Source organism: Micromonospora sp. ANENR4, assembly GCF_015354395.1.
Classification (GTDB): domain Bacteria; phylum Actinomycetota; class Actinomycetes; order Mycobacteriales; family Micromonosporaceae; genus Micromonospora; species Micromonospora aurantiaca.
The window spans coordinates 202,364-216,105 of sequence record NZ_JADKYQ010000001.1; the positions used below are offsets into that span (position 1 = coordinate 202,364).

15 protein-coding genes are annotated in these 13,742 nt (G+C 71.1%); 5 read left to right on the forward strand and 10 right to left on the reverse strand.

Annotated features, from left to right (window positions below):
• Positions 1–19: 19 nt before the first annotated feature.
• From IRY44_RS00910 to IRY44_RS00930, 5 genes are all read right to left on the reverse strand, one after another.
• A complete protein-coding gene (locus tag IRY44_RS00910) occupies positions 20–676 on the reverse strand; it encodes a rhomboid family intramembrane serine protease (protein WP_013284068.1) in 657 nt (218 codons plus the stop codon).
• A gap of 101 nt (positions 677–777) precedes the next feature.
• A complete protein-coding gene (locus IRY44_RS00915) occupies positions 778–1,467 on the reverse strand; it encodes a transglycosylase SLT domain-containing protein (RefSeq protein WP_194798581.1) in 690 nt (229 codons plus the stop codon).
• Positions 1,468–1,699: 232 nt separating this feature from the next.
• A complete protein-coding gene (locus tag IRY44_RS00920) occupies positions 1,700–3,106 on the reverse strand; it encodes a PhoH family protein (RefSeq protein WP_194798582.1) in 1,407 nt (468 codons plus the stop codon).
• Between the two features lie 317 nt (positions 3,107–3,423).
• Complete coding sequence (locus IRY44_RS00925) at positions 3,424–3,849, reverse strand: hypothetical protein (RefSeq protein ID WP_194798583.1); 426 nt, start codon at positions 3,847–3,849, stop codon at positions 3,424–3,426.
• Complete coding sequence (locus IRY44_RS00930; protein ID WP_013284064.1) at positions 3,846–4,187, reverse strand: hypothetical protein; 342 nt, start codon at positions 4,185–4,187, stop codon at positions 3,846–3,848. Before IRY44_RS00930 ends, IRY44_RS00925 begins: the two co-directional genes overlap by 4 nt.
• A 264-nt stretch (positions 4,188–4,451) precedes the next feature.
• On the opposite strand from IRY44_RS00930, the gene IRY44_RS00935 reads away from it, so the two are divergent.
• The 3 genes from IRY44_RS00935 to otsB all read left to right on the forward strand — a co-directional run bounded on the left by IRY44_RS00935 (position 4,452) and on the right by otsB (position 6,303).
• On the forward strand, positions 4,452–4,892 hold the full coding sequence (locus IRY44_RS00935) for a helix-turn-helix transcriptional regulator (protein ID WP_194798584.1): 441 nt from the start codon (positions 4,452–4,454) through the stop codon (positions 4,890–4,892).
• Between the two features lie 163 nt (positions 4,893–5,055).
• On the forward strand, positions 5,056–5,409 hold the full coding sequence (locus tag IRY44_RS00940) for a hypothetical protein (RefSeq protein WP_013284062.1): 354 nt from the start codon (positions 5,056–5,058) through the stop codon (positions 5,407–5,409).
• Between the two features lie 69 nt (positions 5,410–5,478).
• Entirely contained in the window at positions 5,479–6,303 is an 825-nt protein-coding gene (gene otsB, locus IRY44_RS00945) for a trehalose-phosphatase (protein WP_194798585.1), read from the forward strand.
• 151 nt (positions 6,304–6,454) lie between these two features.
• Here the strand turns inward: otsB and IRY44_RS00950 are convergent, their stop codons facing one another.
• From IRY44_RS00950 to IRY44_RS00965, 4 genes are read right to left on the reverse strand one after another with little or no spacing between them, the layout of a single operon-like run.
• On the reverse strand, positions 6,455–7,225 hold the full coding sequence (locus tag IRY44_RS00950; protein WP_194798586.1) for an isoprenyl transferase: 771 nt from the start codon (positions 7,223–7,225) through the stop codon (positions 6,455–6,457).
• A 31-nt stretch (positions 7,226–7,256) separates the two neighbouring features.
• On the reverse strand, positions 7,257–8,417 hold the full coding sequence (locus IRY44_RS00955) for a geranylgeranyl reductase family protein (RefSeq protein WP_194798587.1): 1,161 nt from the start codon (positions 8,415–8,417) through the stop codon (positions 7,257–7,259).
• A 57-nt stretch (positions 8,418–8,474) separates the two neighbouring features.
• Positions 8,475–9,365 carry a hypothetical protein gene (locus IRY44_RS00960; RefSeq protein WP_194798588.1) on the reverse strand — a complete coding sequence of 297 codons (891 nt, stop codon included), beginning with the start codon at positions 9,363–9,365 and terminating at the stop codon, positions 8,475–8,477.
• A 40-nt stretch (positions 9,366–9,405) separates the two neighbouring features.
• Positions 9,406–11,247, reverse strand: a complete 1,842-nt coding sequence (locus tag IRY44_RS00965) for a phosphoenolpyruvate carboxykinase (GTP) (protein WP_194798589.1) — start codon at positions 11,245–11,247, stop codon at positions 9,406–9,408.
• Between the two features lie 491 nt (positions 11,248–11,738).
• Between IRY44_RS00965 and IRY44_RS00970 the strand changes: the two genes are divergently transcribed.
• Together IRY44_RS00970 and IRY44_RS00975 are read left to right on the forward strand one after the other, a co-directional pair.
• Positions 11,739–12,275 carry a GtrA family protein gene (locus IRY44_RS00970; RefSeq protein WP_194798954.1) on the forward strand — a complete coding sequence of 179 codons (537 nt, stop codon included), beginning with the start codon at positions 11,739–11,741 and terminating at the stop codon, positions 12,273–12,275.
• A 62-nt stretch (positions 12,276–12,337) separates the two neighbouring features.
• Positions 12,338–13,033 (forward strand): GtrA family protein, encoded by a 696-nt coding sequence (locus IRY44_RS00975; protein ID WP_194798590.1) that lies wholly within the window; start codon positions 12,338–12,340, stop codon positions 13,031–13,033.
• Positions 13,034–13,089: 56 nt separating this feature from the next.
• Here the strand turns inward: IRY44_RS00975 and IRY44_RS00980 are convergent, their stop codons facing one another.
• The gene (locus IRY44_RS00980; RefSeq protein ID WP_194798591.1) at positions 13,090–13,659 is read right to left on the reverse strand and encodes a PH domain-containing protein; all 570 of its coding nucleotides are present in this window, start codon (positions 13,657–13,659) and stop codon (positions 13,090–13,092) included.
• Positions 13,660–13,742: the final 83 nt, after the last annotated feature.

Consider the following 13,742-nt stretch of genomic DNA (forward strand, 5'->3'; position numbering starts at 1 on the left):
CGCTTCGATCAACGCGCCGTCAGGGCAGCGTCATCCTGGGTGAGCCGAGGCGGTCGGATTCGCCGGTGTCGTTGCGGCGGCGGAACAGGATCGCCGCGACCACGCCGCCGAGCAGCCCGAACAGGTGGCCCTGCCAGGAGATGCGCTCGTCGGTGGGCAGGATGCCGAGCAGCTGCCAGCCGTAGAGCAACCCGACCAGCAGGCCGACGGCGAAGTTCCACCAGCTCCGCTCCACCACGCCCCGGGTGAGCAGGATGCCGAGGTAGCCGAAGATGACGCCGCTAGCGCCGACCACCACCGAGTTGGGTGAGCCGGTGAACCAGACGCCCAGGCCGCTGACCAGGATGATGACGGCGGTGGACCAGAGGAACCGGCGGGTGCCCGCGGCGAGCACGAACGTGCCGAGCAGGATCAGCGGGATGCTGTTGCTGTAGAGGTGGTTCCAGCCGGCGTGCAGGAACGGTGAGAAGAAGACGCCGTCCAGGCCCTGGAGCCGCTGCGGGATGATGCCGGCGGTGTAGTCCAGGCCGAGTCGCAGGCCGACGTCGAGCGCCTCGATGAGGAACAGCACCGGCACGACCGCGCACATGGCGACGAAGGCCCGGCCGAGCGCCGCGTAGAACGCGTCGGTGCCGAACCGGTAGGGGTCGCCGCTGGGGCCGCCGTGCCAGGTCACCTACCAAGAGCTATCAGCAAAAGCGGCAGGCCGCCAGTCGGGGCCGGTACGACGACGGCGGGACACCGGGTCTCCCCGCGTGTCCCGCCGCCGTCGTGATGTCAGTACCAGCCCGAACTCTGTGACTTCTGCCAGGCGCCGCAGGGGGTGTCGTACCGGCCCTTGATGTAGCCGAGCCCCCACGTGATCTGGGTCGCCGGGTTGGTCTTCCAGTCGTCGGCCACCGAGGCCATCTTGCTGCCCGGCACGGCCTGCGGGATCCCGTACGCCCCGGACGAGCTGTTGGAAGCCTTCGGGTTCCAGCCGCTCTCCTTGGTCCAGAGCTTGTCCAGACAGGGGAACTGGTCGATGCCGAAGCCCTTGTCGAGCATGACGGCGCAACCGATCTTCCGGTTGCCGCTGTACTCCGCGCACGAGGACGGGATCGGGCCGTCGTACGGCTTGACCTTGGCTTCCGCCTCCTCCTCGGCCGCGGCCCGCTCCTTCTTGCGGGTGGCGGCGGCCGCCTCGGCCTTCCTGGCCCGCTCGGCGGCCTCCTTCGCCGCCGCGGCGGCACGCAGCTTCGCCTGGTACTCGGCGGCCCGCTGCCGGGACGAGTCCACGCGGTGGTCGGACAGCCGGTCGCGCTGGTACGCGTACTCCGCCTGGTCGACCTCCAGGCCGACCTGCGCGGTCAGGCCCTGCTGCTGGGTCTGTCGATCCTCACCCAGATAGAAGCCGCCGGCGACGCCCACGGAGAGCAGCGCGACAGCGGCCGTACGGGCGCCGAACCGGCTCCAGAGCCGACTCACGAAGTTTCCCTTCGTCGGGGGCAGGGACACGGCACGCGCATGGCCGGGTCGGGTCACGCCGGTGCCGTGAGCGCACCGGTACCGGTGTGACTTCGGGCCGTGTCCGGCTCCCGAGTGGTAGGTGACGCTCGATGGACACCATTGCGCACAGTGAGGCCGGTGGGAAATGGCCGGGCCTAAAAGTGATCTGCGTCACCCTCAAAATGCGGACAAAGTGGGGCAAAAGCGGCAGTCAGCCGGGGATGTCCTCCAACAGATCGGTGACCATAGCGGCGATCGGAGAACGCTCCGATCGGCTGAGGGTGACGTGCGCGAAGAGGGGATGCCCCTTCAGCGCCTCGATCACCGCCGTCACCCCGTCGTGCCGGCCGACCCGCAGATTGTCCCGCTGGGCCACGTCGTGGGTGAGCACCACCCGCGACCCCTGACCGATCCGGGACAGCACGGTGAGCAGGACGCCCCGCTCCAGCGACTGCGCCTCGTCCACGATGACGAACGCGTCGTGCAGGCTCCGGCCGCGGATGTGGGTCAGCGGCAGCACCTCCAGCAGCCCGCGCGAGGTGACCTCCTCCAGCACGTTCTCGTGCACCACCGAGCCGAGCGTGTCGAAGACGGCCTGCGCCCACGGCGACATCTTCTCCGACTCCGACCCGGGCAGGTAGCCGAGTTCCTGGCCGCCGACCGCGTACAGGGGACGGAACACGATCACCTTCTTGTGCCGGCGACGCTCCATCACCGCCTCCAGGCCGGCGCAGAGCGCCAGCGCGGACTTGCCGGTGCCGGCCCGCCCGCCGAGCGACACGATGCCGATGGACTCGTCCAGCAGCAGGTCGAGTGCGATCCGCTGCTCCGCCGAGCGCCCGTGCACGCCGAACGCCTCCCGGTCGCCCCGGACCAGCCGGATCGTCTTGTCCGGCAGCACCCGTCCCAGCGCCGAGCCCCGCCCCGAGTGCAGCACCAGGCCGGTGTGGCAGGGCAGGCCCGCCGCCGCGTCGACGTCGAGCGCCTCGCCCGCGTACAGCCGGCCGATCTCCTCCTCGGCCAGGTCCAGCTCGGCCATCCCGGTCCAGGTCGGATCGCTGGCCTGGCCGTGCCGGTACTCGTCGGCGCGCAGGCCCACCGAGGCCGCCTTCACCCGCAGCGGCATGTCCTTGCTGACGAGCGTGACCTCACGCCCCTCGGCGGCCAGGTTGAGCGCCACGGAAAGGATGCGCGCGTCGTTCGACTCGTTGCGGAAGCCGGGCGGCAGCACCCCGTCGTCGGTGTGGTTCAGCTCCACCCGCAGCGTGCCGCCCTGATCGTTGGCGGGCACCGGGCGGTCCAGCCGGCCGTGCCGCACCCGCAGCTCGTCCAGCATGCGCAGCGACTGGCGGGCGAACCAGCCCAGCTCGGGGTGGTGTCGCTTGCCCTCCAGCTCGGAGATCACCACCAGCGGCAGCACCACCTCGTGCTCGGCGAAGCGGTGGAAGGCGGCCGGGTCGGACAGCAGGACCGAGGTGTCCAGGACGAAGGCCGGGCCGGCTGGTCGGGGCTCCTCGGCCTCGGCGGCGGCGCCGCGGCGGCTGCGGGTGGTCCGGCGGGTCGGGGCGGTCGAGGCCGGGGTCTGCTCGGCTCCGGCGGGGGTACGGCGAGTGGTCACAGGCCTGCTCCGCGGATGGGCACCCGGCCACCCGAGTTCCGCCTCTTCCGGTGCCCGGAGGACACGGGGTCGGATGCGGGCCCCGTGCGCGAGGACGCAGGTCCGGGCTGTCCGGCTGGCCCGGGAAAACCCCGTGCCATGCCTAGACGCTAATCGCACCGGGGCCGCGGGGCTAGAGGCGCGCGTGGATCATCGTCCGGTCTTCGCCTGACGTACACCCGTTCGAGTGACCGGCGGACCGGAACCGGCCGGGATGCATGCCCCCTGCGCGCACCCCGGCCGGTCGTCCACTGCGGCGCCGCGACGCGGCGCGGGCCTCAGCCCTGGCGGCGCACCAGCGTCCCGGCCCGCGGTCCGGCGCCGGCCGCGCCGAACGACGATCCGGTGTACGTGGTGCCCACCCGCCCGACGCCGCCGAACTGGGCGGTGGCGGTGACGCGGACGGCCGGAGCGGAGCCGGGCCGGGCGGCGACCGCCGCGGGTACGGAGGTGCCGGCGAACGGCACGGCCGAGCGGCCGGCCGACGTCACCACCGTGGGACTGGGACCGGACAACGCGGAGGCGATGGCCGCCTGGGCGTCGCGCCGGCGGCGGTTCCAGGCGCCCCGGTCACCGTCGAAGTAGCCCTGGCGGTAACCGAACCGGTAGCCGATGCGGTAGCTGAGCTGGCCGTGCAGGCGGCCGGCCGCGTAGCAGGTGGAGCCGAGCACGAGGACGAGCACCACGGCGAGAAAGGGGGTCATCGCTCGTCCGCCCCGGGGAGCGGGTCGACCACCAGCAGCCGTTCCAGGTCGTCGGTGCTGACCTCCTCGACCAGCTCGACGCTGATCCGGCATCCGTCGAGGATCACCTCGGCCACCGACGCCCGGCGGATCTCACCGCCGGAGTCGTAGACCCGCACGCTCAGCTCGGGGCAGCCGAGGTGGGTACGCCAGGCGTCCCACTCCCCCCGGTCGCCGACGCTGAGCGAGAGGTACCGGCACCCGCGGGCGAGATAGAGACGCCAGGGGGCGCTCAGCCCGGCGGACACTCCGTCCGCGATCAGCCCGAAGGCCTGGGCACGGGTCGCGAGCTCGGTCACGAGACCCCCTCGGCACCCGCGGAGTGACGCATGTGAGCACTCGTCGTCTCAAGCACGTGACACACCGTAAGTTGTCTCATGAGCGTGACAGTATCAGCTTTTCAGGCCTTTGCCGCCGTACTGGCGTCCATCTATTCTGCCCGGGTGACACCCCTCAGGAGCAGCACTGGATCGTTTACCGGAAATCCGCCACCGACGTCACGTCGGCGTGACAGCAGCGTGCCGAGCCGCCCTCCCGGGACCGACTGGCCGTACCGTCACGGGGTGACCGAGACGACCAACGCACGGAAGATCGCGTTCGCCACCTTCGTCCGGCGCGCGCTCGACGACGCCCGCGCGCTGCGGGCCTGGAGCGGCACCGAGGTCTCCCGGCGCACCGGCGTCTCCCGCCAGACCATCAACCGATGGGTACGCGGCGACTGGGCGAGCGACCCGGAGGCGGAACGCGTCGTCGCCTTCTGCGAAGGGCTGGGACTCGATCCGGCCGTCGCGTTCACCGCGCTCGGCTGGGACCGGGCCGCCGGACCGCGCACCGCGCCGGCCCCGCCCCCGATGGACCCGGACGTGGAGGCGCTGCTGCGCCGGCTGGTCGACCCGAACGTCTCCGACGCGGAGAAGTTCCACATTCGAGAAACCATTCGTTACCTCGCATATCGCCCGACGCTGCCGGGCGGTGTCCGAAATAGGGGTAAACAGGCCGGGTAGTTCCTCAGATGGCGAAAGAACGGAAGGTCGGACCCGATCGTTTCGCCGCGGGGACGGATCGGACCCGCTAGCGTCCACGTTTGTACTGCTAGGGGCTCGTCATCGGCGGGGGGACGGGACACAGCCGAACCCAGCCCTGCGGGACAGAAGGAGGGGTCTGTCCATGACCCTGAAATGGTTGGCAGTCGTGGTCGCGGTGGTGTCGCTGACATCGTGCGTGACCGGCAACGTGGTGGTCGGCGTACTGGACGGCGGGCAGCTTCCCCTGGTCGTCAACCTCTTCGCGCTCACCACAGCCGGCACCGCGGTGATCCTCGCCGTCGTCGCCGAGCTGCACGATCGACTAAACGACCGGGTCAGCGCGCTCACCGAGTTCCTGGTGGCGCGGCTCAACGAGATCGAGGCGCACACCGGCGACCGCAACACCGGCTTCGTGGAGGGCTACCTGCTCAGCCACGGGCAGGAGGCAGCAGTGGTGCCGTTCGGTCGCCGGGGACGAGGAGCCGCCGAACGCTGATCACCACGTCGTTCCGACGTCACATCTCGGCCACGAATACGCCGCCCGGCGCGGGGTACGCTGACGCGCGTGCCGCCGTTGAATCTGGGCAACCAGCAGCCGAAGACCCCGTTGAACGCGGAGCACGCCTGGCGTGCGACCGCCGCCCGCGCGGGTGACGTCGTCCTCTTCTTCGACTTCGACGGCACCCTCGCGCCCGTCGACGACGATCCCACGGCCGTACGGCCCGCACCCAACGTGCTCACCGCACTGGAGGCACTCGCCCCGCACGTCCGCCGGATCGCCATCGTCTCCGCACGCCCGGTGGACTTCCTCCGCGACCACCTCGGCGGCCTCGCCGGCATCGACCTGTACGGGCTCTACGGCCTGGAGCACAGCCACTCCGGCGGCGAGACGGTCACCGAGCCGGCCGCCCTGCCGTGGGTGCCGACCATGTCGGAGCTGGCCGAGCAGGCCCGCGCCGAACTGCCGCCCGGCGCGCTCGTCGAGTTCAAACGGCTCTCCGTGGCGCTGCACTGGCGTACCGCCCCGCAGCTCGGCGACCTGGTGCAGGAGTGGGGCCGGGCCCAGGCCGAGCGGCTGGGGCTGCGCGCCCAGCCGGGCCGGATGGTGCTGGAACTCAAGCCTCCGGTCGACCGGGACAAGGGCATGGTGATCGGCGAGACGGTCCGGGACGCCGGTGGCGCCTGGTACTTCGGCGACGACGTCTCCGACATCAAGGCGTTCGCCGCGCTGCGTGCCCGCGCCGCCGCCGATCCCGACTTCCTCGGTGTCTGCGTCGCGGTCGCCAACCCGGAGACCGGTCACGAGGTGGCCGACGCCGCCGACCTGACCCTGGACTCCCCCGCCGCCCTGGCCGACTTCCTCACCTCAGCCCTGCCCCACCTCCGCTGACCCCCCGGGCCCCGGGGCCCGTCTCTCCTCCGCGATCTTGCACTTGCCGCCCCGGAAAAGGGGGCATAAGCCACGCTTTCGGGGCCGAAGGTGCAAGATCGCCGAGGCGCGCGGGGCGAGGGCGGGGCGGGGCGGCCGGGGCGAGGGTGGGTCAGGTGCCGAAGCGGCGCTGGCGGGTGGCGTAGGAGCGCAGGGCCCGCAGGAAGTCGACCTTGCGGAAGTCGGGCCAGTTCAGCTCGCAGAAGTAGAACTCCGAGTGCGCGCTCTGCCAGAGCATGAAGCCGGAGAGCCGCTGCTCGCCACTGGTCCGGATGATCAGATCCGGGTCCGGCAGCCCCTTCGTGTAGAGGTGCTCGGAGATGTGGTCGACGTTGATCGAGGTGGCCAGCTCCTCGATCGTGCCGCCGTTCGCCGCGTGCTCCACCAGCAGCGAGCGGACCGCGTCGGCGATCTCGCGCCGCCCGCCGTACCCGACCGCGATGTTGACCTGAGCCCCGCCGTCGCGGTCGCGGGTGCGTTCCTCGGCGGCCTTGAGCGCGGCGGCGTGCTGCGCCGGCAGCACGTCGAGCGCGCCGACCATCCGCAGCCGCCAGGGGTTGCCCTCCTCGGCCAGCTCGGTGCTGAGGTCCTCGATGATCTGGAGCAGCGGGTCCAGCTCGGCGGCCGGGCGGGACAGGTTGTCGGTGGAGAGCAACCAGAGTGTGACGTGCCCGACGCCGGCCGCGTCGCACCAGCGGAGCAGCTCCTTGATCCGCTCGGCGCCCATCCGGTGGCCGTCGTTCGGGTCGACGAAGCCCATCTCCCGGGCCCATCTGCGGTTGCCGTCGCACATCACGCCGACGTGTGCGGGTACGGGCTTGCCCGCGAGCTTCGCCGTCAGCCGGCGCTCGTACACGGAGTAGAGGAGTTTCCGCAGAGTCATCACCTTGCAGGGTAGCGACCCGCGGGAGAGATCAGTGTCTCGGTGGCATATCACCTGAGGGCGAGCCGGTCCGGCGCGGTCGCGGCAGGTCCGCGCCGATCGCCATCAGGGTGCGCGCGTCGAGCCGGCCGTCGCCGAGTCCCAGCTCCACGACGGTGCGATAGACGCGCTCGTCCCGCCGGGCCGCGCCGACCACCGCGTCGACCACCCGGCGCCGCCGGGCCAGCCACGCCGCCACCGAGCTGTGCCGCAGGTGGGTGCCGAGCCGGGCGCGCAGGGCGGCGGCGTACACCCGGGCGGCCTCGGCCGGGGAGCCGGCCGCCGCCGCACCGGCGAGCGCCCCGGAGCGCAGCGCGTAGAAGATGCCCTCGCCGGTGAACGGGTTGATCAGCGACAGCGCGTCCCCGGCCAGCACCACCCTCCCCCGGCCGGGCGCCGGCCGGTGGGTGGACAGCGGCAGGTGGTGCGCCCGCAGCCCGGTCACCGTGGCCGGGTCGACGTCCGGGAGCAGCGCGGCCATCCGGTCCACCAGGTGCGCGCGGCTGAGCGGTTCGCCGCGCAGCACCTCCCCGTACCCGACGTTCGCGCGACCGTCGCCGATCGGAAAGGCCCAGGCGTACGCGGGCCAGCGCGCCGCGGACGTCACGATCAGCTGCTCCGGCGGCCCGGCCGGCGCGGGCGCGTAGCCCCGGATGGCGAGCGCCAGGTGCCGGTCCGGGTTGACCGGGTGGCCGAGCGCGCGCCGTACCACCGATCCGGCGCCGTCGGCGCCCACCACCGCCCGCGCGGGCAGCTCGCCGTCGAGCAGCACCCGGTCGGCGGCGATCTCCACCCGGCGTACGGTGTGCCGCCGCAACTCCGCGCCGGCGGCCACCGCCGCCGCGACCAGGCGAGCGTCGAACACCTTGCGGGGCACCGTGTACGCGGGCCGGGGCAGCGTCCGGGCGACGGTGCCGCCACCGGGCCCCACGAGGCGCAGCGCGGGCAGCGGTGCGTAGCCGTCGACGGCGCCGGTCACGCCCAGCTCGGCGAGGACGTCCAGCGCGTGCGCGGCGATGCCGTCCCCGCACGCCTTGTCGCGGGGGAAGTCGGACCGGTCGAGCAGCAGCACCCGCGCCGCCCCGGCCCGCCGCGCGCCGAGCGCGGCGGCGGCCCCAGCGGGCCCCGCCCCCACCACCACGACGTCCCACACCCCCTCATCCTGCCCCGCCGCGCCCCGCCCCGGGCGACGATCATGAGGTTGGCGGCATCAACGGAGATCGAAATCGCCGTCAACTTCATGATCGACGGGGTGGGGTGGGGTGCGGGTGGCTCGGTTGAGGGACCAGAGGGTGAGGGCGGCGGCGGTGACCAGGGGGGCGCCGTCGCGGATCAGGCCGTCGGTGCCGAGCAGCCACCAGCACAGGGGCAGGTCGATCGCGAGGACGCCGAGCGTGACGGCCACCAGGCCCTTCCGCGCCCACGCCTTGTCACGCAGCAGGAAGGCGGTACAGAACAGCACGGCGTAGCTGACCGCGATGCCGGCGCCGAACCAGAAGATCAATGCCGGTACGGCGGCCAGCCGCCCGTCCAGCACGGCACCCGTCGCCACCAGCGCGGGCACGAGCATCAGCGGACTGTAGGTGAACGCCGCGACGCGGGCGGTGAGCAGCCAGCCGTTCGCCTGCGGGCGCCTCGGCGCCACCTCCCGCCAGGCGATCGTCCCGCCCTCGACGACCAGGCCCTTGCGGTGCCGGACCAGGTGTGCGCGGATCGCCTCGGAGCGGTAGAGCAACACCACGACGGCGACGCAGAACGCGGTGAGCACGGCGAACCCGACCAGGCCGGGCAGCGCGGGCACCCCTTGCCGGGGCACGATCAGCCGCCCGACCGCGAAGATCGTGGTCACCGCCAGGATCAGCCCGAACGGCCGGGCCCCCACCCGTCCCTTGTTCACGTGGCCGATCAGCAGCAGGAAGCCGAGCGACCGGAGCATCGCCCAGCCGGTGCGTACGGCCAGACCGAACTCCTGCTCCGGGGCGTACCAGTAGTTGAGCAGCTCGACCACGACGGTGGCCGCCGCGGTCACGGCGAGCAGCGTGGTGAGCGCCCGGACGGCGGACGGCCGCCGGACCTCGACAGGTTCAGCGGCCGTCCTCATGGCATCCGATGTTGCCCGGCGCGGGCAACAGGCACACCTGTTACTTCTGCGGCTCCGCGTCCAGCCGGGCGCGCAGCGCGTCCAGCTCGGCCCAGAGCACGCCGGGGAGCTTGTCCCCGAACTTCTCGAACCACTCGGTGACCAGCGGCAGCTCGTTGCGCCACTCGTCCGCGTCGACCTTCAGCGCGATCCGGACGTCCTCCGGGGTCATGTCCAGACCCTCGACGTCGAGCGCGTCCTGCGCCGGGACCATGCCGATCGGCGTCTCCACCGCCTCGGCCCGGCCCTCCAGCCGCTCGATGACCCACTTGAGCACGCGGGAGTTCTCGCCGAAGCCCGGCCAGAGGAAGTTGCCCTCGGCGTCCTTGCGGAACCAGTTCACGTAGTAGATCTTGGGCAGCTTGGCCTCGTCGCCGTCCGCGCCCTTGCCCATCTCGATCCAGTGCCGGAAGTAGTCGCCGGCGTTGTAACCGATGAACGGCAGCATGGCCATCGGGTCGCGGCGGACCACACCGACCGCGCCGGAGGCGGCGGCGGTCGTCTCCGAGGAGAGGGTGGCCCCCATGTAGACGCCGTGCACCCAGTCGCGGGCCTCGGTGACCAGCGGGATGGTGTCCCGGCGACGGCCACCGAACAGGATCGCGTCGATCGGCACGCCGTTCGGGTCGTAGTAGTCGTCCGCCAGGATCGGGCACTGCGTGATCGGCGTGCAGAAACGGCTGTTCGCGTGCGAGGAGAGGTTCTCGCTCTCCGGCGTCCAGTCGTTGCCCTTCCAGTCGATCAGGTGCGCCGGCGGCTCACCCATGCCCTCCCACCAGATGTCGCCGTCGTCGGTCAGCGCCACGTTGGTGAAGATGGAGTTGCCCCGGTCCAGCGTCCGCATGGCGTTGGCGTTGGTCTTCCAGTCGGTGCCGGGCGCGACGCCGAACAGGCCGTACTCGGGGTTGACCGCGTAGAGGCGGCCGTCCGCGCCGAACCGCATCCAGGCGATGTCGTCGCCGATCGTCTCGACCTTCCAACCCGGGATGGTCGGCTCCAGCATGGCGAGGTTGGTCTTGCCGCAGGCCGACGGGAAGGCGCCCGCGATGTGGTAGACCTTGCCCTCCGGCGAGGTGATCTTGAGGATCAGCATGTGCTCGGCCAGCCAGCCCTCGTCGCGCCCCATCACGCTGGCGATACGCAGGGAGTAGCACTTCTTGCCCAGCAGCGAGTTGCCGCCGTAGCCGGAGCCGTAGGACCAGATCTCCCGGGTCTCCGGGAAGTGCGAGATGTACTTGGTCTCGTTGCACGGCCACGCCACGTCCTGCTCGCCCGGCGCGAGCGGGGCGCCGATGGAGTGCAGCGCGTGCACGAAGTCGGCGTCGTCGCCCATCGCCTCCAGGACCGAAGACCCCATCCGGGTCATGATCCGCATCGAGGCGACGACGTACGGGCTGTCGGTGATCTCCACGCCGAACATGGGGTTCTCGGCCTCGACCGGGCCCATGCAGAACGGGATGACGTACATGGTGCGCCCGCGCATGCTGCCGCGGTACAGCTCCGTCATCGTCCGCTTCATCTCGGCCGGCGCCATCCAGTTGTTGGTGGGGCCGGCGTCCGCCTCGTCGGCGGAGCAGATGAAGGTGCGCTCCTCCACCCGGGCGACGTCCGTGGGGTCGGTACGCGCGTAGAACGAGTTGGGCTTCTTCTCGGGATTCAGTCGGATCAGGGTGCCGTTCTCGACGAGTTCGTCGGTGAGGCGGCGCCACTCCTCATCAGACCCGTCCACCCAGACCACGCGGTCGGGGGTGGTCAGTTCCGCGACCTCACGTACCCAGGCCAGCAGCTTGGGGTGGGACGTCGGGGCCTGATCGATACCCCGAACAGCAGCCGGAGCAACCATGTCACTTCTCCTTGTGGTCGACGCTGACCGATCTATGGGGTGCACGAGTTCCGGCGGGCTGGTACGCCGCCTCGTGGAAACCTGGGATTGGGCTCAGCGTAAACCGGACTGCCTCGTCAGTCAGTGGGACTGGTTGTGAAGAACTGCACAAGGTACGGCCACGCTGCGGCATCACGATCTGATACCCGCTTTCGCGCGCAGTTTCACGCAAATCCTGCGGTGAACCTTCGACGGCCGGGTCCGGCACCGGAGTGACTCCGACGTCCGATCGCGGGGAAGCGTACGAACATGTCGCGAAAGACGATTCCGTGATGCGCTCCACAGATTCGCACAGCGCGTTACGCTCTGCTCACGGACATCGAGAACGGGCGACGCCTCTCCGACCCGGGCGGCCCGCGCGAGACAGCCGCGGCGAAGCCGTCGTGGCCGACTCGCCGTTGGAGTCCGCCCGGTTACCGCACAACCGGTACTCTCGGCGGGTGGCCGCGACGATGACCGGAGACCAACCGGGGGCTCCGCAGACCCGCCGGGGTCCGATCGGAGCACTGCTCGACCGTTTCGGTCACCTCATCCACGAACTGAGCAAGTTCGCCACCGTCGGCGGGCTCGCCTTCGTCGTGGACTTCGTCCTCTTCAACTATCTGTCCAGCGGCCGGGACATGCCGCCGCTGGCCGCGAAGACCATCTCCACGGTGATCGCCGCGACAGTCGCCTTCCTCGGCAACCGGTTCTGGACGTGGCGGCACCGGCAGCGGTCGAACCCGGCCCGCGAGTACGCCCTGTTCTTCTTCTTCAACGCGGTCGGCCTCGGCATCGCGGTGGCCTGCCTGGCGATCAGCCACTACGGGCTCGGCGCGATCTGGCCCGCGGTGTTCCAGACCCCCCTGGCCGACAACCTCGCCAGCTTCATCGTCGGCACCGGCCTGGGCACGCTCTTCCGGTTCTGGTCGTACCGACGGTTCGTCTTCGTCGAGGCGGGAACACCTCCCGTTCCGGCAACGAGCCACGACCGAGAGTCCGGGGCGTGACGAACCGCCCATCCCGACCCGCCGGGCCCAGCCGGCCCAGCCAACTGCCTAAGGTGTTCCGCATGCCTGGAGTCCGTCTGCTGCCCGAGCGCTGGCAGAAGTTCATCCACGAGGCGCTCAAATTCGGCATCGTCGGCGGCATCAACACCGTCATCAATTACGCGGTGTTCAATGCGCTGGCACTCACGGTTTTCCGTGACGGTCAGCTGAAGGCGACAGTGGTCGCGACGATTGTCGCCACGATCACGTCGTATCTGATGAATCGTCACTGGACGTACCGTGATCGACCGAAATCGGCACTCCGGCGCGAATACGTCCTGTTCTTCCTCTTCAACGGGGCGGGCCTGCTCATCGAGCTCGGCGTCCTGGCCCTGGCCAAGTACGGCCTCGGCGTCCACGGGCTGCTCGCGCTGAACGTCGCCAAGACCATCGGTGTCCTGCTGGCCACGCTGTTCCGCTTCTGGTCCTACCGGACGTTCGTCTTCCAGCCCGTCCCCAAGCACGCCGAGGAGACCTGGCACTCGGTGCCGCGTGACGAGTGGGACAACGTCGCCGAGATGGACCCGGTGGCCGAGCTGGCCGAGTCGGTCAGCGAGCTGGAGGAGGAGGAACCGGCTCCGGGCACCGGCCGGGCGGCCGGCTTCCCGCCACCGCGTGGTCGCCCCGCACCGGCGGACGCCGGACTCGGTGGGGCGCTCGGCGCCGACCTGGACGCCGAACTCGCCGCGGAACTCCAGCCCCGCCGCGCCCGCCGCTGAACCACGAGAAGGCCGGCACCCCTGGTCAGGGGTGCCGGCCTTCTCCGTCAGACGGGTCAGGGCTGCTCGCGCAGGGACTTGCCCTCGGTCATGTCGGCCAGGATCTCGCGCATCTCGCCGTCACCCAGGCTGTGCTTGTCGTGGTGCGACTCGACCAGCTCGTAGAGCTTCGTCTGCACCCTGTCCACGCCCGGCACGTCGTGCAGCACCGACTGGCCACGCTCACCCGCCGACTCGATGGTCAGCGTGCCGCAGCCGAGCAGCCGCTCCACGAAACGCTGGTGCATGGCGTGGTCGTTGATCCGGGTCAGCGGCAGGTCCCGCCGGTTACGCGACAGCACCCCCTGCTGGAGGAGCACCCGCTCGTTCGTGAACAGGTAGTGCGTGGTGCGCCAGACCAGAAACGGCCACAGACCCAGCCACAGCACCAGCGCCAGGGCGACCACGGCGATCGCGTAGAGCGCGATCGTGCCGCCGCTGCCGTCGGGCAGCAGGAGCCAGCCGGCGACGACCGCCGCGACGGCGAGCACGAGCACCAGGACCGGCCGGATCAGGGCCTTCCAGTGCGGGTGCAGGTGCAACACGACGTGCTCGTCCTCGGTGAGCACGTCTTCGGGGAACGCCACGGCGGAACCTCCTCGCAGAACAGGACGCGCTGACCGTAACCGGTCGGCGCATCCGGTCGGCATCGGCCGCGCGGACGGCTACC